Annotated in this window: 25 protein-coding genes and 1 other annotated feature; of the genes, 2 read left to right on the top strand and 23 right to left on the bottom strand. The window is 41.7% G+C overall.

What is annotated here, in order from left to right; all coding sequences use genetic code 11:
* Positions 1 to 37 precede the first annotated feature (37 nt).
* From arnF to btuC, 9 genes are all read right to left on the bottom strand, one after another.
* Positions 38 to 445: a 4-amino-4-deoxy-L-arabinose-phosphoundecaprenol flippase subunit ArnF gene (arnF, locus tag GKR61_RS16610; protein ID WP_036950445.1), complete on the bottom strand. Its 408-nt coding sequence runs from the start codon at positions 443 to 445 to the stop codon at positions 38 to 40.
* Positions 442 to 789, bottom strand: a complete 348-nt coding sequence (arnE, locus tag GKR61_RS16615) for a 4-amino-4-deoxy-L-arabinose-phosphoundecaprenol flippase subunit ArnE (RefSeq protein WP_036950448.1) — start codon at positions 787 to 789, stop codon at positions 442 to 444. The genes arnF and arnE overlap by 4 nt, the downstream gene beginning before the upstream one ends.
* Complete coding sequence (arnT, locus tag GKR61_RS16620) at positions 786 to 2444, bottom strand: lipid IV(A) 4-amino-4-deoxy-L-arabinosyltransferase (protein WP_036950450.1); 1659 nt, start codon at positions 2442 to 2444, stop codon at positions 786 to 788. Before arnT ends, arnE begins: the two co-directional genes overlap by 4 nt.
* Positions 2445 to 2451: 7 nt before the next feature.
* Positions 2452 to 3345 carry a 4-deoxy-4-formamido-L-arabinose-phosphoundecaprenol deformylase gene (arnD, locus tag GKR61_RS16625; RefSeq protein WP_154600263.1) on the bottom strand — a complete coding sequence of 298 codons (894 nt, stop codon included), beginning with the start codon at positions 3343 to 3345 and terminating at the stop codon, positions 2452 to 2454.
* The gene (gene arnA, locus GKR61_RS16630) at positions 3345 to 5330 is read right to left on the bottom strand and encodes a bifunctional UDP-4-amino-4-deoxy-L-arabinose formyltransferase/UDP-glucuronic acid oxidase ArnA (RefSeq protein WP_108479020.1); all 1986 of its coding nucleotides are present in this window, start codon (positions 5328 to 5330) and stop codon (positions 3345 to 3347) included. The genes arnD and arnA overlap by 1 nt, the downstream gene beginning before the upstream one ends.
* Positions 5330 to 6322, bottom strand: coding sequence for an undecaprenyl-phosphate 4-deoxy-4-formamido-L-arabinose transferase (arnC, locus tag GKR61_RS16635; protein WP_036950457.1), 993 nt, complete (start codon positions 6320 to 6322; stop codon positions 5330 to 5332). Before arnC ends, arnA begins: the two co-directional genes overlap by 1 nt.
* On the bottom strand, positions 6322 to 7467 hold the full coding sequence (gene arnB, locus GKR61_RS16640; RefSeq protein WP_036950459.1) for a UDP-4-amino-4-deoxy-L-arabinose aminotransferase: 1146 nt from the start codon (positions 7465 to 7467) through the stop codon (positions 6322 to 6324). Before arnB ends, arnC begins: the two co-directional genes overlap by 1 nt.
* Before the next feature lie 124 nt (positions 7468 to 7591).
* Positions 7592 to 8359 carry a vitamin B12 ABC transporter ATP-binding protein BtuD gene (locus GKR61_RS16645; protein ID WP_036950460.1) on the bottom strand — a complete coding sequence of 256 codons (768 nt, stop codon included), beginning with the start codon at positions 8357 to 8359 and terminating at the stop codon, positions 7592 to 7594.
* Position 8360: 1 nt separating this feature from the next.
* Positions 8361 to 9365: a vitamin B12 ABC transporter permease BtuC gene (gene btuC / locus GKR61_RS16650; RefSeq protein WP_154600264.1), complete on the bottom strand. Its 1005-nt coding sequence runs from the start codon at positions 9363 to 9365 to the stop codon at positions 8361 to 8363.
* Between the two features lie 141 nt (positions 9366 to 9506).
* Between btuC and GKR61_RS16655 the strand changes: the two genes are divergently transcribed.
* Positions 9507 to 10664 (top strand): Rho GTPase-activating protein, encoded by a 1158-nt coding sequence (locus GKR61_RS16655; RefSeq protein WP_036950464.1) that lies wholly within the window; start codon positions 9507 to 9509, stop codon positions 10662 to 10664.
* A 75-nt stretch (positions 10665 to 10739) separates the two neighbouring features.
* Here the strand turns inward: GKR61_RS16655 and ihfA are convergent, their stop codons facing one another.
* The 13 genes from ihfA to GKR61_RS16720 form a co-directional block, all read right to left on the bottom strand.
* Positions 10740 to 11036: an integration host factor subunit alpha gene (gene ihfA / locus GKR61_RS16660; protein WP_004263721.1), complete on the bottom strand. Its 297-nt coding sequence runs from the start codon at positions 11034 to 11036 to the stop codon at positions 10740 to 10742.
* Between the two features lie 4 nt (positions 11037 to 11040).
* On the bottom strand, positions 11041 to 13428 hold the full coding sequence (gene pheT, locus GKR61_RS16665; protein ID WP_036950467.1) for a phenylalanine--tRNA ligase subunit beta: 2388 nt from the start codon (positions 13426 to 13428) through the stop codon (positions 11041 to 11043).
* Positions 13429 to 13442: 14 nt separating this feature from the next.
* Positions 13443 to 14426 carry a phenylalanine--tRNA ligase subunit alpha gene (gene pheS / locus GKR61_RS16670; RefSeq protein ID WP_036950469.1) on the bottom strand — a complete coding sequence of 328 codons (984 nt, stop codon included), beginning with the start codon at positions 14424 to 14426 and terminating at the stop codon, positions 13443 to 13445.
* A 118-nt stretch (positions 14427 to 14544) separates the two neighbouring features.
* Positions 14545 to 14675 (bottom strand) — a sequence feature (Phe leader region).
* Entirely contained in the window at positions 14625 to 14669 is a 45-nt protein-coding gene (gene pheM / locus GKR61_RS16675; RefSeq protein ID WP_126437459.1) for a pheST operon leader peptide PheM, read from the bottom strand. Its footprint overlaps the feature before it by 45 nt.
* A gap of 120 nt (positions 14676 to 14795) precedes the next feature.
* Positions 14796 to 15152 (bottom strand): 50S ribosomal protein L20, encoded by a 357-nt coding sequence (gene rplT / locus GKR61_RS16680; protein ID WP_006659451.1) that lies wholly within the window; start codon positions 15150 to 15152, stop codon positions 14796 to 14798.
* A gap of 44 nt (positions 15153 to 15196) precedes the next feature.
* Positions 15197 to 15394: a 50S ribosomal protein L35 gene (rpmI, locus tag GKR61_RS16685; protein ID WP_004263702.1), complete on the bottom strand. Its 198-nt coding sequence runs from the start codon at positions 15392 to 15394 to the stop codon at positions 15197 to 15199.
* A 93-nt stretch (positions 15395 to 15487) separates the two neighbouring features.
* A complete protein-coding gene (gene infC / locus GKR61_RS16690) occupies positions 15488 to 16027 on the bottom strand; it encodes a translation initiation factor IF-3 (protein ID WP_071992133.1) in 540 nt (179 codons plus the stop codon).
* 287 nt (positions 16028 to 16314) lie between these two features.
* A complete protein-coding gene (infC, locus tag GKR61_RS16695) occupies positions 16315 to 16854 on the bottom strand; it encodes a translation initiation factor IF-3 (RefSeq protein ID WP_071992134.1) in 540 nt (179 codons plus the stop codon).
* A 3-nt stretch (positions 16855 to 16857) separates the two neighbouring features.
* Positions 16858 to 18786: a threonine--tRNA ligase gene (gene thrS, locus GKR61_RS16700; RefSeq protein WP_036950480.1), complete on the bottom strand. Its 1929-nt coding sequence runs from the start codon at positions 18784 to 18786 to the stop codon at positions 16858 to 16860.
* Positions 18787 to 19070: 284 nt separating this feature from the next.
* Positions 19071 to 19226: a hypothetical protein gene (locus GKR61_RS16705; RefSeq protein ID WP_154600265.1), complete on the bottom strand. Its 156-nt coding sequence runs from the start codon at positions 19224 to 19226 to the stop codon at positions 19071 to 19073.
* A 121-nt stretch (positions 19227 to 19347) separates the two neighbouring features.
* Positions 19348 to 19710 carry a hypothetical protein gene (locus GKR61_RS16710; protein ID WP_036950482.1) on the bottom strand — a complete coding sequence of 121 codons (363 nt, stop codon included), beginning with the start codon at positions 19708 to 19710 and terminating at the stop codon, positions 19348 to 19350.
* Between the two features lie 182 nt (positions 19711 to 19892).
* Entirely contained in the window at positions 19893 to 20342 is a 450-nt protein-coding gene (locus tag GKR61_RS16715) for a methyltransferase family protein (RefSeq protein ID WP_036950484.1), read from the bottom strand.
* 113 nt (positions 20343 to 20455) lie between these two features.
* Positions 20456 to 20854 carry a hypothetical protein gene (locus tag GKR61_RS16720; protein ID WP_036950486.1) on the bottom strand — a complete coding sequence of 133 codons (399 nt, stop codon included), beginning with the start codon at positions 20852 to 20854 and terminating at the stop codon, positions 20456 to 20458.
* A 543-nt stretch (positions 20855 to 21397) separates the two neighbouring features.
* Here GKR61_RS16720 and GKR61_RS16725 point away from each other — a divergent pair.
* Positions 21398 to 22102, top strand: coding sequence for a MarC family NAAT transporter (locus GKR61_RS16725; protein WP_036950488.1), 705 nt, complete (start codon positions 21398 to 21400; stop codon positions 22100 to 22102).
* On the opposite strand, the gene GKR61_RS16730 is transcribed toward GKR61_RS16725, so the two are convergent.
* Positions 22096 to 22755, bottom strand: a complete 660-nt coding sequence (locus GKR61_RS16730) for a transglycosylase SLT domain-containing protein (RefSeq protein WP_036950490.1) — start codon at positions 22753 to 22755, stop codon at positions 22096 to 22098. The genes GKR61_RS16725 and GKR61_RS16730 overlap by 7 nt on opposite strands.
* Positions 22756 to 22885 lie beyond the last annotated feature (130 nt).

Raw genomic sequence — 22885 nt, forward strand, 5'->3', positions numbered from 1 at the left:
GCATAAAAAATAAACACCTAAGGCTAATTATCTGATGCTATTTAGCTTTTTTCGTTAAAGGCTTAGAAGGTCGACTGATCAGCCATACGCCTAGCAGAATAAATGCAATCCCCGCCGCTTTTAACGCCGTTGCGGGTTCATTGAACCATGGCAACACCACCGCCAATATGTAAACGAAAACATAGCTGAGGCTGATAAGCGGGTAGGCTTTATTAAGCGCGATATATTTTAACGCAAATAGCCAACACAGCATCGATAACGCATAGCAGACTAACCCGACAAAGATAACCCCTAAACTTGCCGCATTATCTGCCAGCCATTCTAGCTGCAACCAGTGCCAACCTAGAGAGAACGATGGAAGCTCAACAACTCCCGCTTTCAGGCTGAGCTGTGCGACGGTGACTAATAGCGCACTACCGAGTACCCATAAGTATCCTTTATTCATACACTTATACTCATCAGTAGTATTCCCATCATGATTGAGGCAACCCCGAGCCAGTGGTTTAGCCCCGTTTGCTCATGGTAGACAAATTGCCCTATCAATGTGACCAAAACGAAATTAATACTGAGCATCGGGTAGGCAATACTGAGTGGCATTGTTTCCAATAACTTTAGCCAAAACAGCATTCCCAATCCCAACATTAATACCGCCAGCACCAGCCAACGAATGGCGGATGCGGCTTTATTATGTTTGTCTCCTTGCCAAACGACGACCGCTTGCTTTTGGGCTATTTGCCCAATGCAAGTCAACACGCTGACAAGAAGTAATAGAAGTAATTGCGCTATCATTGTTTATGGTAAACCACTATCGCCATACGGGAATTCTTAATGACTTCATCCGGCTTCGGAATGTCTGGCAACCCTTCTTTTTTACCTAACAAGAACACCACGGTGACCTGCCCTTCTTGGCGAGCTTTTGCCAGCCATGCAGCAAATTCATCCGGTTTAACCAAACGATGCGCACTGTCTGGGTATTCCAAGCCATAGGTTAATTCACCGCTGCTATTATAGAGATAAATATTGGAATTTTTGGTTTCCCATGCCAGCCCCGCAGCTACGCCGACGTTACTTGCCATCAAATATTGACTGTTCATCAAGAGATCATGATTTTGATGAATAAAATTCTGCGGTAACTTCGAATCAATAGTGTTATTTGGTAATGCACTACCAATACATAAGCTGACCGCCAATGAACAAGATGCCGCCCACAGCCAATATTTCGCATTTAATACGGTACAGAGATAGCCGATGATCGCCCAAATTGAAAACGCCACAACCCCCAGCACCATTTTTGACCATTCATCATGCTCATATAGGGGCTTTTTGATCACACTGCTGACGATAATCACCGCTATCACGGCGGCAATCCCGATAACAATGTTAATAATTCCGTTGGCTTTCAATGCCTTCATGGTGCCATTACGTACACAATCCACACCATATTTCGCCATTAGCAGCGCCAATGGCGCCATAAACGGCAGCATGTAAGTCGGTAGTTTTCCGCGTGAAATACTGAAGAAAATCACCGGAACTACAAACCAACATAGTAAAAAGAACATATCTGGGCTAGATTTACGCTCTTTCCATCCTTTAATTAATGAGCCAGGTACTAAGCCCATCCACGGAATAGCCCCAAGCAAAATAATCGGAATGTAGTACCAGAATGGCGCAACATGCTGAGCATCATCCGCCGTAAAGCGTTTCACATGCTCAATCCAAAAAAAGTAATTCCAGTAATCCGGTTCTTGTTTGGCTATGGCCAATGCCCACGGCAAGCTGATGATCACCGCAGTAATAATCGCTAATGGACCATATTTAAGCATTTCAAGGAAACGTTTTTGATACAAGGTGATAGGTAGCATCACAATGACAGGAATAGCTAAAGCTAAAAAGCCTTTGGTCATAAACGCCATACCACAGGCCAGCCCAAGAGCTCCCCATGCGGCGAGTTTGGTCTTAACCTCTCGAGCTTTCATCGCCCATAAGCAACAAAACATACTGGCGGCTATCCATAACGATAGCATCGGGTCAAGAACGCTGTATGTCCCTACTGCAAACACCAAGAACATCGAGATGTAGATGAAGCTTGCCACATAGGCAACATGGCTGTTACGCCACATCATTTTTGCCATGCGGTAAACCAGCAGAGTGCTCAATAAAATACAGAAGACAGAACCAAAACGAACTGCAAAGTTTGTGTCACCAAAAATCATTTGGCTAATATTGTTGATCCAATACCCCGCTACTGGTTTCTCAAAGTAACGAATATCCAGCATGTACGGCACTATCCAGTCACCGCGTTGTAGCATTTCGCGACTGATTTCCGCATAACGGGTTTCATCCGGCTGCCAAAGTAAACGACTGTTTAACGGCAACAAATAGGTCAAGACAAAAAAAAGAGCCAGCAGAGAGGCTCCTACTTTGCTCGCTCGGTTATTCAACATGGGTATTTTATTCCTCTTCTTGGCAGCCCAGCCAACCTTCTCGTCCCGGGAATGGGGCGCGAACCACTCTTCCTTTTGGAAGCGTATTGATGTCTTCAGGCAACAATTCACTCAATGTACAGAATTGGATTTCTTCTTGCTTAATTCGTTCCAATAATTGTGAAAATTGTTGTGACTTTGACATTCCTTCCACTTCCGTATGGATAGTGTAAACCGGAACACCTTGGTCATCTTTTATTGCTTGAAGAATAAAATCATTAAATTCTTCGTCTGTTACTACTGTACCGACGACTTCATCGTAGGTCGGCAACGTCACTGGAATTTGTACTGTTCCCAACGAACCATCGCGTAGAATAGGTCTAAATGGGAATTTTCCACGGCAGTCACTATTGTAGTCGAAATCAAACCTTTGTTTAACTTCGAGTACACGCTCGTCACCACGCCACCCTGCAACCGCAGAACAAGTGACTCGTTGACCTGTCGCGTGCTGCAATGCATCGACACCCAATTTCACTTGTTCAGTGAGTTGAGCTTCGCTCCATTTAGCCACTTTGGCTTGCCATCCTTGATGATCCCATGCATGTAAGCCGACTTCATGCCCAGCATCCAAGGTTTGTTTCATCAAATAGCCTAAATCTTTGGCGATTTTTTTACCTGGCCACGCAGTACCCGCCAGTAAAATATCTAAACCATACAAAGATGCCGCATTCGACCGTAGCATTTTCCACAGAAATTTAGGACGCAAAAGGCGCCATAAATGGCGCCCCATATTATCGGGTCCTACACTGAAGAAAAAGCTGGCCTGAATATCATGCTCTTTGAGCACTTTAAGTAATTGAGGAACCCCTTTCAATGTACCTTGATAGGTGTCCACATCGATTCTCAAGCCAACTTTTTTCATTATTTTTTGCTTTCCAGCTCTTCTACAGCACCCTGTAAGAAGAAGTCTAATGTTTCTTCAATGGTATCTTTCATGTCGATAGTCGGAACCCAGTCAAGTAAACGACGTGCGTTTTCAACACTTGGTTTACGATGCTCGACGTCTTGGTAACCTTGACCATAGTAGCTAGCGCTTTCGATTTCACGGAAGCCAGCAAATGGAGGGAACTTGCTACGAGCTGGGTGTTTTTCGAAGCTTTCTAACAGCATTTCCGCTAACTGACGAATACTTGCTTCGTTAGTTGGGTTACCGATGTTGATGATTTGACCATCACATTTGCCGTCTTTGTTTTCAATGATGCGGAACAGTGCTTCGATACCATCTTTGATATCTGTGAAGCAGCGTTTTTGTGCACCACCATCGACTAACTTGATTGGTGAACCTTCAACTAAGTTCAGAATCAACTGAGTAATCGCACGTGAGCTACCAATACGCGCAGAGTTCAGGCTGTCTAAACGTGGCCCCATCCAGTTAAATGGACGGAATAAGGTGAATTTCAGACCTTCTTTCGCGCCGTATGCCCAGATTACTCGGTCAAGTAACTGTTTAGATACAGAGTAAATCCAACGTTGTTTGTTGATTGGACCAACGATTAGGCGAGATTCGTCTTCATCAAACTCTTTATCATCACACATACCATAAACTTCAGAAGTTGATGGGAAGATGATGCGTTTGTTGTATTTCACGCAGTAACGAACAACTTTCAGGTTTTCTTCGAAGTCTAATTCGAATACACGCAGTGGGTTACGGGTATATTCGATTGGCGTAGCGATAGCAACCAATGGCAGAATAACGTCACATTTTTTGATGTGGTATTCAATCCACTCAGTGTGGATGCTTACGTCACCTTCGATGAAGTGGAAGCGTGGGTTACCGATGAAGCGTTCAATTGCAGATGAACCAATATCCATACCATAGATATCGTAGTTGTCATCTTGTAACAGACGCTCAGTTAAGTGGTTACCGATAAAGCCGTTCACACCTAAGATCAGAACACGTTTACGACGCTTAACTTGCGCAGTTGGTTTAGCACCAACACGAACGTCAGTGACGATGCCCATTTCATTAGCTAGACGGTTGCCTTGCATGTATAAACCGGTTTCGCTTTGACCACTCACGATTTCCAGTGCGCCTTGACCACATGCGATACGCAGTGGGTCGCTAGATAATACGGTACCCGCAGCTTTACCTTGGTTATCGTCTAATACACGAGCACGCCATACGATCATTTTACGTGCACCTAAATAGGTGAACGCGCCTGGGTATGGTTCAGTCACTGCGCGGATCAGGCAGCTAATTTCTTTCGCGCTACGGCTCCAGTCGATTTGACCGTCATCAGCACAACGACGACCGAAGTAGCTTGCTTGGCTCTCATCTTGAGCAACAGTTTTATAGCTGCCCGCTTCGATTAATGGCAGAGTTTTATCTAACAGAACTTCTGCTGCTTCACGAACTTTCGCGTGCAGAGTCAGAGCAGTATCAGTATCCGTGATAGCCACTTTTTCTTGCGCTACGATGTCGCCAGCATCAGCTTTAGCGACCATTTTGTGCAGCGTCACGCCTGTTTCGCTTTCACCATTTAACAGTGCCCAGTTGATTGGTGCACGACCACGGTATTTAGGCAGTAAAGAACCATGCAGGTTGAAAGCGCCTTTCGGTGCTAATGCTAACAGTTCTTCGCTTAACATATCGCGATAGTAGAAAGAGAAAATCACATCAGGTTTCATCTCACGAATACGTTCAATCCACAGTGGGTGGTTAACGTTTTCTGGAGCGAAAACAGGAAGTTCCATATCTGCACTGACACGAGCTACAGAAGAGTAAAAGTGGTTTTCATTTGGATCATCAGTGTGTGTAAATACTGCCTGAATATCAAAACCCGCTTTCTCAAGCGCTTTTATCCCTACACAGCCAATATCATGATAGGCAAAAACAATAGCTTTCATTAGTTTTCTTCCTGATTTTTGTCGGTTTTAAGGTCTGCACCGACGACTTTTTGAATAAAATAACGAGGTCTCGCGCGCACATCATTATAGATCCTACCGATGTATTCGCCCAATAATCCCATAGCAACAAACTGCGCGCCGATAAACATAAAGAGTATCGCAAACAGTGTAAATACGCCGTCAGCTGCCCAGCTCGCACCGAACAGTAAACGTAAAACAATTAACAACACTGCCAGCACAAAGCCACCAGCAGCGATAATGCTACCAACCACGCTTAACAGACGCAGAGGCGCAGTCGTTAAACAAGTTAATAAGTCATACATTAAATTAATCAGCTTCATAAAGCTGTATTTTGAATCACCAAACTCGCGTTCAGCATGCGCTACATCAATTTCGATGGTTCTACGCGCAAATGTATTCGCTAAAATAGGAATAAAGGTGCTGCGCTCATGGCATTGAAGCATCGCTTCAATGATATGACGGCGATAGGCACGCAGCATACAACCGTAGTCACCCATTGAACGACCAGTCGCCTTGGTGATCATCGCATTGATCATTTTTGATGCCGTTTTGCGGAACCATGAATCTTGACGGTTAGCACGACGAGTTCCAACAACATCATAGCCTTGGGCCGCTGTTTGCACTAAACGAGGGATCTCTTCCGGTGGGTTTTGTAAGTCCGCATCAAGAGTGATAACTAAGTCGCCATCCGCTTGATTGAAACCCGCCATGATCGCAGAGTGTTGACCATAGTTGCGGTTTAAAATGATCGCAATGACATGGTTATCTGGATTTTCAGCCGCCTCAACCAACATTTTTGCAGAACGATCGCTACTTCCATCATCAACCAAAATTAACTCATAAGCTTGAGTCAATTGTTTACAGGATTTAATCGTACGTTCTAACAGCTGAGGCAGACTTTGCTCTTCGTTATAAACAGGGATTACTACTGAGACTTTTTTAATCTCATCAAATTCATCAGCTAATGACACTATTTTGACTCCAAAAGGACTGTATTAATCGCACTCACTACCCGTTCAACATCCGCGTCAGTCATGTCTGGGAACAGAGGCAATGAGCAAAGCGTTGCACTATTCCATGTTGATTCTGGTAATGACAGCTCTGGGTATTTTTCGCGGTAATATTTTTGCGTATGAGCTGCACGGAAATGTAATCCCGTACCAATATTATGCTCTTTCAACTTCTCCATAAATGCATCGCGGTCAATGCCACATACAGACTTATCAACACGCACCATAAATAAGTGGTTGGCGTGTAAATGTGGGTATTCTGGCACAGATAACATCTGTAATGGAGAGTCTTTCAGTAACTCACGGTAGCGTGCCGACAGTTCCGCTCGACGCTGGTTTAAATACTCAACGCGGGATAATTGTACTACTGCAATCGCCGCATGAATATCAGATAGGTTATATTTGAAACCCGGCTCAACCACTTCTGCTTGTGGTTTACGACCTTGCATTTGGCGATCAAACGCATCGACGCCTAAACCGTGGAATTTTAATGCACGAACACGCTGAGCAAGTGCATCGTCATCAGTGGCAACTAAGCCACCTTCCGCACAAGTCACATTTTTGATTGCATGAAATGAGAAAATGGCCGTGCCCTTCTCACCAATCCACTCATTTTTATAACGTGTTCCAACCGCATGAGCCGCATCTTCAATGAGGAAAACGCCCGCTTTTTGTGCGATGGCACGTAGGGCATCTAAATCACAGGGGGCACCAGCATAATGAACAGGGATTATTGCCTTCGTTTTGCTCGTTAAGGCTTTTTCTACTGCTTCTGGCTGAATCATGAGGGTATCACGATCAACATCAATCATAACTGGCGTTGCACCTAGCAACTCAATCATATTGATAGTTGAAACCCATGTTTGTGACGGAGTGATAACCTCATCACCTGGACCAATACCCAGCGCCATCAAAACAACATGCATACCAGCAGTTGCCGATGCAAGGGCAATCGCATGCTTGCAACCATAACGTTTGCAAAAATCTTCCTCTAATTGATGATTCTGTGGGCCTGTCGTGATCCAGCCTGAACGCAGAACGTTTTCTACTGCCTTAACCTCTTCATCCCCGATTGCTGGTTTTGAAAACGGAAGGAAATTGCTCATATTGTTTGTAGCCTAGTTTCATTATAAATAGGATATTCTAGTTAAAATTACTTTAACCGAACCTCAACACCAGTCATCATTACTGCAATCATTGCCGTGAGACGGGCAATAAGAACACGATTAGCTAATTAGTATGATCGTTAATTTGCCATACTTTATTCAATGAGCTCTGATTGAGTTTTATATCAGCCATAAATACATCTGACAAATGACTTTCTGTCATGACATTGTCAGGCTCACCTGCATAGATAATTGTGCCTTTCTTCATCATCCAAATTCGACTTGCATTTTTATAAGAATGACTAAGATTATGTCCACTCATTATAACTGTTCCTGCGCAATGACAAAAACATTTCACCCATTTATCTAGCATTCCTTGCTGAATAATATCTAAATTGTTTATTGGTTCATCAAATAAGATTATTTTTCCGCTCAAACAGTCCCTATCCCATACCTGCAAAAATACAGCAACTATCCTAATTCGCTGCCATTCCCCACCAGATAATTGGTTAATAGGCTTAGATAATAATGGAGAAAGCTGGAAATCTTCACATAATTCGCTAAAAATCATGGGCGGAACGACATGCTGCTCAATAAACAAGGATAAGTATTGAAACACTTTTAAACTCGGTAAAATTCCTGTTTGCTGTGTGAGATACGAACGATACCTTGCAACATCCTGAACAGCATAATCTTTCAGATTGACACTATTAAATAAAATCGTTCCTATGTAAGAAGTGCAGCCAATCAACGCTGAAAGTAACGTACTTTTTCCTGCCCCATTGGCACCTAATAGGTGTATCTGCTCCCCTGCAAAAACGGACTGGTTAATATCCCGTAATCGGTTTTTCACACTCAGATTTTGCGTTTCAATTATCACTGTTTTATTCATATTACTGTCGCCATGTATGATTTTTGACGAGAAGGTAAATAAAAATAGGAGCACCCAAGGTCGCGGTAATCACGCCAATCGGAATTTCAGCATTGTCTATCAGTAATCGGGACAACAAATCTGCAATTAATAAGCATAGCGCCCCAGCAATTGCACAGGCTGGTAATAAAAAACGGTTATCGGTGATCCCACTTAGCCTTAATATGTGGGGGATCACTAATCCTATAAAACTAATTGCCCCCGCAATTGCCACATTGAGCCCAATTAATATTCCGGTAATGATAATTAATATTAATCGCCAGCGATGCGTAGAAATACCCAATTGATAGGCTTGAATATCCCCCAGTAATATATAATTTAAAATTTTTCCCTGAGTTATTGCCCAAAATAAAAACGGTAGGCAAGCAATGACCAATCCTATTTGACGCCAATCTACACCACTGAAGCTGCCCATCATCCAATACAGTAATTGGCGTAAATCTAAATTACTGCTCATGTAGACCATCCATGTCATACACGCACCGCTGATCACGCCAAGCGCAACGCCAACTAATAATAAGCTGGCATTATTCAAATGTTGATGGCGAGCAAAATAGAGTAAAATACCGGTGAGGACTAAAGCACCGAGAATGGCACTTATGCTAACTAGCCAATAATAGGTAATACCCGATGAGAGCAATACGGTAAAAACAACCGCCACTCCAGCACCATTACTGATCCCTAGCAATCCAGGCTCCGCTAATGGATTCTCAAATAACGCTTGCATGATGGCGCCTGTCACCGCCAATGATGCTCCAATGGTGATCACCGCAAGGAGCCGAGGTAAGCGAATTTGCCAGACAAATAATTGTGCTGAATCATCCATCCATTGGCTTGGCCAATACCAAATTTCCCCTGCACTGAGCGATAGCATTGCAATGATAAAAAGACTCAGTAACAACAGCATTATCAACCCCATATCGGATTGAAATTGTTGTTTTTGTAATTGTTTCAAGGAAATAGTCATTACATTTACAATAATTATCTTTTGTTAAAAAAATAAGCGCGTTTTATATAAGAGAGAGCATAAGAAAAAATTTAAACTGCTGCCAATTTTAATTTTACTTCTACTTCTACTTCTACTCTTAACCATAATAAAGGTTTACATATGAAACCAAACACAGTTAGCTCCTTTTCTAAACCGCAACTCTCTGCAAACAACATAAAAGAGACTGACCAAACTGAGAATAAGGCTAGCAATCACTTTAAAACATCGCTAAAAAAAGTAACTCAATCGTTTGTTAGCTTTTTTTCTTTATTTTTTAGTTCCCAAAGCAAACAAACCAGCAAGAAACAAATCGTTTTAAGTGAACCCTTTGTTATGATTAGCCAACCAAACAAAGATACACCCGCTCGCACCGTTTCCTTTGCAGATGAAACTTCCGCAAAAAACTTATCACCTCAAGATGAAATCATTCCCCAAGATGGTTTAACAGGGCATACCGTAGCCGATGCTGCACGAGCCGCTGCATTACACATAATTGCACAGCATAAAGCCCAGCGAGCAGAAAAAATACGAAAAAACGAAATAACTAAGTTACAACAAAGCAATGTGGAACTTATTAATAATTATGATCGTCTCTCTGACATAGATAGAGAGAAAAACCGTGCCATTAACCTGCTAGGTAGTACAATTCTTAAGCATAACGAGTATTCAAAAAGTGAAGGTATATTTCGTACTGAAGGCAGCAAAAATGCCGTCAGCGAACTCGTTAATAAGATAAATGACCCAGAAAGTGCTCATTACCATCTTACACAACTAGAGCACTATCCTTTAACAACATTAGCCAGCGCGTTTAAAAAAATAGCAGGCGAATCACTCAGAAAAACGAGCAACATTGACTTCAAATCAGATATTTCATTTGATGACTTACAAGCCTGTGCTGATGCAGTAAAAAATAAAGAAGATGTGACCCAACAAATTAAAAGTAATGAACAATTAAAAAATAGAGCCCTTTCGATTTTAAAAAACTGTGACAATAGGATCTACAGCGCATTAAATCGCCTGGCACCACCACCATTAACATTACAGCTTGTTACTCGCTTTTGTGCTCTTATTTCCAATAATGAAGCATCTCATAAAATGTCCATCAGAAATTTAGCTGTGATTTTCGCACCACACTTGATAAACACAAGCAACACACCGCAACATAATAGCCAGGATTCTCTTACTGAGCTCCGAAAAGAAGCTGAAGCGACTAAACTAGCTGAGAACTATATTGCTGCGTTAATCCATCAAGAGAAAAATATGTTTCACCACATTTAAAAGTGTGTCTATTACTTAAAAACAAAAGACCGCCTAGGCGGTCTTTTTTATTACTCTGCTATTCAGAGAATAGGATTACTCTTTTGGCGTTGCTTTTTCCACACGGCTTTTTAATTTTTGGCCTGGGCGGAAAGTAACAACACGACGAGCAGTGATTGGAATATCTTCCCCAGTTTTAGGGTTACGACCGGGACGTTGATTTTTATCACGTAAATCAAAGTTACCGAATCCAGATAATTTAACTTGCTCACCGTTTTCTAAGGAAAGGCGAACCTCTTCAAAGAAAGTTTCAACAAGGTCTTTCGCATCACGTTTGCTAACACCCAGTTTTTCAAACAAATTTTCTGACATTTCAGCTTTAGTAAGCGCCATAAGTTTAGTCCCTCAAGGAGGCTTGGAATCGCTGTTTTAACGCAGCAACACACAGATCAACGGTCGCGGTAATCTCTTCTTCTTCCATGGTACGCTGAGTATCTTGGAAGACGAGACTGATAGCGAGACTCTTATAACCCTCTGCTATCCCCTCACCACAATACACATCAAATAAGTTTATGCCAACTATATGATTTATGCCAACTTTTTTACATTCTGCTAAAACTTCGGCAGCTGCTACAGTTTCTGGCACAACCACAGCAATGTCACGACGGTTCGACGGATAACGCGAAATCGCTTTCGCTTCTGGAATAACACGCTGTGCGATTGCATCAGTACGAACTTCAAACACGACTGTACGACCATTTAAATCGAGTTTACGTTCTAGTTCTGGGTGAACAACACCGATAAAGCCAATATGTTCATTTTCCAGATAAATCCCAGCACTTTGCCCAGGATGTAGTGCTGGATGTGCTTCAGATTTAAATGTAATTTGATTTAGTTTTCCAGTCAATTCAAAAACAGCTTCAAGATCACCTTTTAAATCAAAGAAGTCAACAACTTGTTTATCTAATGACCAATGTTCATCGAATTTGTTGCCCGTGATCACACCCGCCAGCATGTTTTCCTGACGAATACCATATTCTGCTTGATTATCAGGCGTAAAGCGCAGACCTGTCTCAAATAAACGAATTCTGTTTTGTTGACGATTTTGATTATAGACCACAGTGCCTAATAAACCAGTCAGCAGAGACAAACGCATGGCGGACATATCAGCTGAGATTGGATTTGGCAGAGAAAGTACTTCTTCCTGCGGGTGTAATAGGCTCTGAATTTTAGGGTCTACGAAGCTGTAAGTAATCGCTTCTTGATAACCACGGTCAACTAACATCGCTTTAATACGTTTCAGCGGTAAATTAGCTTCTTTATGGTCAGTCATAATCAAATCAGCACGCAGCGGTACATCTGGGATATTGTTATATCCGTATACGCGAGCGACTTCTTCAACTAAATCTTCTTCGATTTGCATATCGAAACGCCAGCTTGGTGCCACCACATCCCAGCAATCTTCTGAAACTTGGACTTGGCAACCTAAACGTTTCAGGATATCGGTCACCGTTTCGTCTGCAATCACGTGACCGATTAAACGGTCTAATTTTTTACGCGTCAGCTTAATATTTGCTGGTTTTGGTAAATGTGCTTTGCTAGAAACGTCAATGATTTCACCGACTTCGCCACCACAAATATCGACGATCAATGCTGTTGCACGTTCCATCGCTTTAAATTGCAGCTGCGAGTCAACACCACGTTCAAAACGGTGTGAAGCATCAGTGTGCAGACCGTAATTACGAGCACGGCCTGTGATAGCCAGTGGTTCGAAGAATGCGCATTCTAATAAAATGTTCTTGGTTTCAGTGTTAACACCTGAGTGCTCACCACCAAAGATACCCGCGATACCCAAAGCTTGAGTTTCATCGGCAATAACCAGCGTGTCAGATTTCAAAGTCGCTTCAGTACCGTCTAGCAGTACTAGCTTCTCTTCATCTTTCGCCATACGCACAACGATTGCGCCATTTAAACGATCTAAATCATAAGCGTGTTGTGGCTGACCTAATTCCAACAGAACATAGTTTGTGATATCAACCACAGCATCAATAGAACGAACACCGCCACGACGTAGTTTTTCTTTCATCCACATTGGCGTTGGTGCGCTAACATCGATATTTTTGATAACACGACCTAAGAAACGTGGACATGCAGCAGGCGCTTCAACACGGATTGGGAATGTGTCTTTAATTGTGCTTGCCACTGGGCTGATTGCAGGTTCAACTAAATCTAATTTATTGATAACCGCGACATCACGCGCCACACCTAAGATACTTAAGCAATCTGCACGGTTTGGTGTAATGCTGATTTCAATCGCGTGATCATCTAATTTTAGGTATTCACGGATGTCAGTACCGATAATAGCGTCTTGCGGTAACTCAATAATGCCACTGTGATCATCAGAAATACCTAGCTCAGAGTATGAGCACAGCATGCCTTCAGACGGTTCGCCACGTAATTTCGCTGCTTTAATTTTGAAATCACCCGGCAATACAGCGCCGACGGTTGCAACGGCAACACGTAAGCCTTGGCGGCAGTTTGGTGCGCCACATACGATATCTAATAAGCGATCGCCGCCAACATTCACTTTCGTGACACGCAGTTTATCTGCGTTAGGGTGTTGTCCACATTCAACAACTTCCCCCACAACAACACCATGGAATTGACCGGCAACGGTTTCAACGCCATCAACTTCCAGACCAGCCATGGTGATTTGGTCTGATAATTCTTCACTGCTTACCGCCGGGTTCACCCATTCGCGTAACCATAGTTCACTGAATTTCATGAGATAGACCCGCCTTATTTAAACTGTTTGAGGAAACGAAGATCGTTTTCGAAGAATGCACGAAGGTCAGAAACGCCATAACGCAACATGGTTAAACGCTCCATTCCCATACCAAATGCAAATCCAGAGTAGACCTCAGGGTCAATACCAACATTGCGTAATACATTAGGGTGCACCATACCGCAGCCTAATACTTCCAGCCATTTGCCGTTTTTACCCATAACATCAACTTCAGCAGAAGGCTCAGTGAACGGGAAATAGGATGGACGGAAACGAACTTGAACTTCTTCTTCAAAGAAGTTGTTCAGGAAGTCATGAAGTGTGCCTTTTAAGTTGGTAAAGCTAATGTCTTTATCAACAATCAGACCTTCAGTTTGGTGGAACATTGGGGTGTGAGTCTGGTCGTAGTCATTACGATAAACGCGACCTGGTGCAATAATACGGATTGGTGGTTGCTGACCATTCATCGTACGGATCTGCACACCAGATGTTTGAGTACGTAATAAACGTTTTGCATCAAACCAGAAAGTATCGTGATCAGCTCGCGCTGGATGATGAGCAGGAATGTTCAGTGCATCAAAGTTATGGTAGTCATCTTCGATTTCAGGCCCTGTCTCAACAGAGAAACCTAATTCACCAAAAAATTCTTCAATTCGCTGAATGGTGCGAGTTACTGGGTGTAATCCACCATTTTCCATACGGCGACCTGGTAATGAAACGTCGATTTTTTCTGATGCTAAACGTGCATTCAGAATATCGGCTTGCATTGCATCTTTACGGGCGTTCAGTGCATCTTGAACTTGGACTTTAGCTTCATTAATCACAGCCCCTGCTGCTGGGCGTTCATCCGCAGGCAGATCACGCAACGTTTTCATCTGGAGTGTGAAGTGGCCGCTTTTGCCTAAAAATTCAACACGCACTGACTCTAACGTCGCAACATCTTGGGCCTGTTCAATGGCTGCTTTTGCCTGTGCAACCAATTCAGCGAGATGTGGCATTGTTTCCCCTTTATGACCACTCGGTCTTTTGCTAGTTATTCACTAAATTTATCATCACAATCATATTAATAAGATGTGAATACCTGACTGATTTTACTGTATTTTCTATCAAACCAAAAACAAAAAAGCCTCCTAACGGAGGCTTTAGCGTAACTTTTCGTTTCTATTCTACTCGCTATACGCAAAAGCCCCCGAGATTCAGGTGCTAAAGTAAAAAAAGAAACGAAAAATTACGTTGTTCATTAAAATAGTCTCAAAAACACAAGGTTAAGGTTACTAATATAGACTGAAAGTATTAACACAAGCTGATTTTTAATACAAACATTATAAATGAAAAGAGGAAGTTTCCTTCCTCTCTTCAAGCAAACATTAAGCTAAAGCGCCTTTTGCTTTTTCAACTAAAGCAGTGAATGCTGCTTTATCGAAAACTGCGATGTCTGCTAAGATCTTACGGTCGATTTCAATTGAAGCTTTTTTCAAGCCATTGATGAAACGGCTGTAAGACAGACCGTTCTGACGAGCCGCAGCGTTGATACGCGCGATCCACAGTTGACGGAACTGACGTTTACGTTGACGGCGGTCACGGTAAGCATATTGACCAGCTTTGATTACCGCTTGAAACGCTACGCGGTAAACACGTGAACGTGCACCATAGTAACCTTTCGCCTGTTTCATGATTTTCTTGTGACGTGCACGTGCGATTACACCACGTTTTGCGCGAGCCATAGCTATCTCCTATCGTCTTTATTCTTAATTAACTAAATGTTTACTTATGCGTAAGGCAGGCAAGCAACAACCAGACCCAGATCGCCCTTAGATACCATTCCTTTCGGACGTAAATGGCGTTTACGCTTAGTAGACTTTTTAGTCAGAATGTGACGAAGGTTTGCATGCTTACGCTTAAAGCCACCGCCTGCAGTTTTTTTAAAGCGCTTTGCTGCGCCACGTACAGTTTTAATCTTTGGCATTTCTTTTATTTCCAACTTCGCATTGTGATTAACTACGAATTAATTAGGCGAATAATACTCACATTACTGTGAAACTATTACTTGGTTGCCTAACTATTTCTTCTTCGGTGCCAGCACCATAATCATTTGACGCCCTTCAATCTTCGAAGGGAATGATTCAACAGATGCTAACTCTTCCAAATCAGATTTGATGCGATTAAGCATTTCCATACCGATTTGCTGGTGAGCCATTTCACGACCACGAAAACGCAGTGTTACTTTCGCTTTATCACCATCTTCTAGAAAGCGAATCAGGTTGCGTAGTTTGACCTGATAATCACCTTCATCTGTACCAGGGCGGAATTTAATTTCCTTCACCTGAACAACTTTTTGTTTCTTTTTCTGTTCTTTTTGAGACTTGCTCTTCTCATAAAGGAATTTGCCGTAATCCATAATACGACAAACTGGCGGTTCAGCATTTGGGCTGATTTCTACGAGGTCAACACCTGCTTCTTCAGCTTTTTCAAGCGCTTCACGCGCGCTCATGATGCCTAACTGTTCGCCGTCTAAACCGGTTAAACGGACTTCAGGAACACGAATTTCATCATTAATACGATTTGGTCGTGTTGATGGGATTCTTTTTCCGCCTTTAATACTTCATTCCTCCAACTGGATAAAGAGATTTGCTACATTCTCTAAAGCAAGCGCCTCGGTAATGCCTTTTTAAACAACTTATTACCCAAACGCGATATTCTTTTTTAGCTTTAACTCGAACAAGGCGAGTTTTACAAAGCGATTCGACCGCGGATTTTACTGCTTATTGTGAGATTACTCAAGCAGATATTCAAATTATTCACTAAGGATCATGTAAATAACTGGGTCTATCAATAAAAAAACGCGAGTGAGGTGCAATCCCCACTCGCGTTCTTAATCATGACCTATTATTTTTTCTTAGGTCCCATCACCATAATCATTTGGCGCCCTTCAATACGTGAAGGGAATGATTCGACGACGGCGAGCTCTTCCAAATCAGCCTTGATGCGGTTAAGCATTTCCATACCGATTTGTTGGTGAGCCATTTCACGACCACGGAAACGCAGTGTGATTTTCGCTTTATCACCATCTTCTAAGAAACGAATGAGGCTACGTAATTTAACTTGGTAGTCTCCTTCATCTGTTCCTGGACGGAATTTAATTTCCTTCACCTGAACAACTTTTTGTTTCTTTTTCTGCTCTTTCTGAGATTTACTCTTCTCATAAAGATACTTGCCGTAATCCATGATTCGACAAACTGGTGGCTCTGCGTTTGGGCTGATTTCGACTAAATCAACACCAGCCTCTTCCGCTTTGGCAAGTGCGTCACGCACACTCATTACACCAAGTTGTTCACCGTCAATGCCAGTAACACGAATTTCAGTTGCACGGATCTCTTCGTTAATACGATTCGGACGTGCTGTTGGGAGTTTTTTTCCGCCTTTAATACCTTATTCCTCCATCTGATTGAGCTGACGACTGCGAATTTCTTCCTGTAGTTTAGTCATGAATTCGTTAACATCAAGGCTGCCTAAATCTTTACCACGACGGGTACGAACAGACACTTTACCTGATTCAACTTCTTTCTCACCACAAACCAACATGTAAGGAACACGACGCAGGGTGTGTTCGCGGATCTTAAAGCCGATTTTCTCGTTACGTAAGTCCGCTTTCGCACGAATGCCAACACTTTGCAGCTTGCTAACTAATTCTTGAACATAGTCTGCTTGACTATCTGTAATGTTCATCACAACAACTTGTTGTGGTGCTAACCATGTTGGGAAGAAACCAGCATATTCTTCCGTTAAGATACCGATAAAGCGCTCTAATGAACCCAGAACCGCACGGTGGATCATAACTGGCGTAATACGCTCATTATTTTCGCCAACATAAGAAGCATTTAGACGACCCGGTAAGAAGAAGTCTAATTGTACAGTACCGCATTGCCATGCACGGTCAAGGCAGTCATACAGTGTAAATTCAATTTTCGGGCCGTAGAATGCACCTTCGCCCGGCTGGTATTCGAACTCAATACCTTTCGACTTCAGCGCATTGGCTAAGTCTGCTTCTGCTGTATCCCACATATCGTCTGTACCGATACGTTTTTCAGGGCGAGTAGACAGTTTTACAACGATTTTTTCGAAACCGAAAGTGCTGTAAACGTCATAAATCATCTCAATACAGCTAGTCACTTCGCCCAAAATTTGATCTTCAGTACAGAAGATATGGGCGTCGTCTTGGGTAAAGCCACGTACGCGCATTAAACCATGCAGTGCACCTGATGGCTCATTACGATGGCAGCTACCAAATTCTGCCATACGCAGTGGTAAATCACGATATGATTTTAACCCTTGGTTAAAGATCTGAACGTGACCTGGGCAGTTCATTGGTTTAACACAATATTCACGGTTCTCAGATGAGGTTGTGAACATTGCATCTTTGTAGTTTTCCCAGTGACCTGTTCTTTCCCACAATACGCGGTCCATCATAAATGGGCCTTTAACTTCTTGGTAATTGTAGGATTTTAGTTTGGTACGTACAAAAGTTTCCAGTTCACGGAAAATTGTCCAACCATCGTTATGCCAGAATGCCATACCCGGCGCTTCTTCCTGCATATGATATAAATCTAATTGCTTACCAATTTTACGGTGGTCACGCTTCGCCGCTTCTTCTAAGCGCAGCAGATATGCAGCAAGCTGCTTTTTATCTGCCCATGCAGTACCGTAAATACGTTGCAGCATTTTATTATCGCTGTTACCGCGCCAGTATGCCCCTGCCACTTTTTGTAATTTAAAGTGGTGACAGAAACGCATATTTGGTACGTGTGGACCGCGACACATATCAATATATTCTTGGTGGTGATATAAACCTGGGCGATCATCTTGGCTAATATTTTGATCCAAGATTTCAACTTTATAATCTTCGCCACGGTTTACGAATGTTTCACGAGCTTCTGCCCAAGAAACACGTTTTTTAACCACATCATAATCTGTTTTGGCAAGCTCAAGCATACGCTTTTCTAGCTTGTCCAAATCTTCCTGGGTCAGCGTATAGTCAAGGTCAATATCATAATAGAAACCGTTGTCGATAACTGGACCGATTGCCATTTTGGTATTTGGCCACAATTGTTTAATTGCATGACCTAATAAGTGAGCACAAGAGTGACGAATGATTTCTAGACCATCATCATCTTTACTCGTGATAATTGACAGGTTTGCGTCATGCTCGATCAGTTCACAAGCATCTACCAGCTCACCATTAACACGACCAGCTATACATGCTTTTGCTAGACCGGCGCCGATATCGCGAGCCACATCCATGACAGAAACTGCATGGTCGAATTGACGCTGACTTCCATCAGGAAGAGTAATAACAGGCATTAAAAAATCCTTATCAGCAGTGGTGACCCACACGAAAGATCACTTGCTTGATTATTCCAAAGTTTATAAATCAATACGTTACTGACGATTTCTCACTTCACTATGCGAGATAGGTACACAATTATGTACACATTATATAAGCTAAAGCAGATATAATTGATAACGCAATTATGCACATCGCTAGCAACTCAACTCGTAATCATAACACAGACATATTTTATGGCGATAGCCAGTTGTTGATTATTGTAGCGCTAAAATTACTGATGCTCAGGGCTCATTAACGTTTAATCCGCCATCATAATAAGAATATTATGACCATAGCCATTGCAATCCGTTCTCACTGCATATTCAGGTAACCATTCAATACGTGATTTTGAACGCGATAATGAAATATTTAGGGTTGTGGGATGCTCTAACGCGGTAATTATTACTTTTTTCATCTCTCACCACACTTTTTCACGATAAATCGTTAAGGGGAGAAAAATATCATTCCATCATCCTGTGAAAAAAGACAAAAAGGCTACCCAACATGACTTTGAATAGCCTTATTACAACAAAACGTTACCAACAACCGCGATGGTTGCCGCGCCCACCCCATCCACCATCACGATATGGGCGGTTATATTGTTTGTCTTCTTCGTTTCGAAGTTGCAGTGATAAATCATCAAGCTCTTTCACCAGCGTTTTTACTTTCGGGTCATCATCTTTGGCGCCAGCATCGTACAGTTTGTTCAATTCAAAACGCTTATCATCAAACTCTTTCGCTAACTTAGCGATTTCATTGTTTTGGCGATAATTGTTCTGATGGTAATTGTTTTGATAGCGGTGATCATAGTTTCCATTGCAGTAAGGGCATGCTACAGCTGATGCCGAATACAGTAATACTGAAGAAACGATAGCACCTAATAACACTTTTTTGTTCACGGCAATAACCTCACAAGTCTATGGGTTATACCAGTTTATATGTACAAAAAGGAAACCGCCTTGAAAAATATCAAAATTCGCATCGAAAGCTAAATCAATAGATAATAACATCAACAACTCAACATTAAATAGGTGATATCACTTATAAAAAATAAACAACCAACAGATTAAACCAAGATGAATTATAGCCAGCGTCGTGTTTGCTGAGTATAAGTACGCCACTCCTCTTTAAAACGTTCAGATAAGAATTTTTCTTCTTGGGGAATGGTGTATAAGTCAGTAATTAACCAAAAGACCAAACCTGAAACCAAAAAATAAGGTGAATGCGAAAACAAAGCGAAGCTTAAACTCATCGAGGTAAAAGCAAGATATAACGGATTACGAGATAACCGATAAGGGCCCCTAGTAATAAGAGAAGATGCGGGGCTAATAGGATTTGGTGAGGTTTTTTGCTGAACAAAATAATATAAACTTGCGCCAATCCAGCCGAAAGCCTCTAAGGCAACCAGGATGCCGATAATCCCCATCCAACCAGAAAAACTCCAGAAAAAGCCCTCTTTGATATGCAGATAATAAGCAGCAAATCCATTAAGTACTAACCAATTCACAAATGGAAGTTTAAATATGCTCATCACAGATCCTAAATTGATATTCATATGGTAAGCATATCATGGATAAAACGATAAGAATTGGCACCGATATCAATAATATTCAATAACACAGTGTAAATGAATACTCTGTTATTTTATGAACGGTATCCTAAAGAAAAAACGCTTTTTAGACCTTCAAGATTGGCATACTCTTGTTGGCATACGGAATTACGCACATCGCTGGGTAAATTATTTAATCTGGCTTGAATATTAGCAATTTGCTCTTCTAATCCATTCATTCCCTTCACTTCAACAACGTCTGCATTTGCTTGCAGATAATCTGCAAAACTTCTTAAATTATTTTCTAAATTATCACACGCATTATTCGCCAATCCGTTTTGTACCATAAAGGAATTAACTGAATCTGGTAATAATTGAGAGAGCGAAGGAAAAATAGATTGTTTCCACATTTGTGGGAACAGGATCAGCACAGCGGCAATAGCCAAAACAAGCAGCATTGATGAAGTAACTAATGGTGACAGTAACTTTCTCATTGGCTATCCTAAAATTCTATTTAACATGAAATTTAGAATACACAATAAACCGTAAAGCAGTTTTTAAAATAAAAAAGAGTTTGTAAAGAATATTCCAATTATATTACCAAGAAATAAGATTATCGTCTGACAATAATCTTTTAACGAATTTACATAACCTGTCAGTAAAACAGATAGCACTGTATATACTCACTAACAAATGAACATAAACCCCCTCTAGCAATAATGCCCTTGACCTTTTTATCTCACATAAAAAGGTTTTTTTTTGCTCAAAATATTGAATGTTTTTAATCCAGTGACATACCCCTTTGTTATTCAACAAATAATTACACTTATTCACACATGAATCGGGATGTTATCCACAGTTAATGTGAACAACTTTGTCATTCATTAAGTAAAAAGATTACGCAATCTCACGTAAAAAAATCTCTTTGTCCTAAATTTGGTGGGAGAATACCCTTCTGATTCCACAAATTAGTAACAATGTTTGTTATAGTTCCAACGAGAAGCCATTCTAGATTAATTTGGAGGGTAATTTTCGACATGCAAGATATTTTACAACTTTTTCAAGCCGTTAGCCTTGGCTTAGTTTTACTCCTTCCACTGGCTAACCCACTGACCGCCATTGCCGTGATGCTCAGTATTTCCGCCAACATGACCAAAGAACAACGTGACCACCAATCACTGCTGGCTGCAATTTATGTCTTTTGTATCATGCTCGTTGCTTTCTATGCTGGCCAATTAGTCATGAACACCTTCGGAATTTCGATTCCTGGGCTACGTATTGCGGGTGGGCTTATTGTTGTTTTTATTGGTTTTGGGATGCTATTTCCTAATTCAGATAATAGTGAAGATAACAATAATGTCTCCACTGACGATTTAAGTGTTCCCAAAAAACGTCAAGGTAACCAAAATATCGCATTCGTCCCTCTCGCAATGCCAAGTACTGCAGGCCCTGGTACCATCGCGATCATTATTAGTTCCACCGCTTCTTTGCAAGGGGATATTGGTTTTGCTCCATGGGTTATCACTGTCGCACCCATTATTGTTTTTCTGATCGCCAGTGTGATTGTTTGGATTGGGCTACGGGGAGCGACGTCAATTATGAAATGGCTAGGGAACAGTGGGATTGATGCAATTGGGCGGATAATGGGTTTTTTATTAATTTGTATGGGAGTGCAATTTGTCATCAACGGTATCGTTGAAATTATCGCGCAGCTCCCACACTTAATGACGGAATATCAGTAATTCACCGCTAATGCATTATACGCATTCTTAACTTTCCACAAATAACGTGGAGCCTGCGGCGCGGGGTGTTTAGACTGAACATGTTGATAAAACTCTTCTGGTGATAAGTTATTTATCATCGCAATAGCTTTAGTTTTATCATTATCAAATGTTCTTAGTAATGCCCCGGCCCCATTCACGTAAGCCACAACGGTCGCATAATACATAGTTTGCGGGTGGCTAATACCCGCCAAATGTTGTTCTTTGAGAATACGAATATAGGTTGTACCGATATCAATATTCTTACGTGGATCTTTTAAATCGTTAGAACTTGGTTCACCAGAACGCCCTTGATAACGATATGCATCACGCCCTGCTGTTGACGCTTTAATTTGCATTAAACCAATGGCATTAGATTTACTCACCACTTCTGGTCGGAAGTTAGATTCTACTTCAATAATGGCTCTAATCAGTGTTTCATCCACACTATAACGATTCGCGGATTCACGAATAAACTCATCATATGGAGTTCGTGGATAACTAGTATTGGCTGTCGTATTTGGCATTTGATTGCGATTATCTAGCATTCTTGTTCTGTTCGCTGTTTTATTGGGATCACTTGAGCAACCTGCCAATAGCAAAAGTACAAGCGCACTGCCGACCATTTTTTTCACTGTTGTATCCTCTGCAAATTAAAACACCAAAAGAATAGCTAATCTTTAGAAAAATAATACATTTTTTACTTAACTTTTACTTCTGGACGTGTTTTAGTCATGTTAAATAATAATGATAGCCAGCAACTCA

The organism is Providencia sp. wls1916, assembly GCF_009706585.1.
GTDB lineage: Bacteria > Pseudomonadota > Gammaproteobacteria > Enterobacterales > Enterobacteriaceae > Providencia > Providencia lanzhouensis.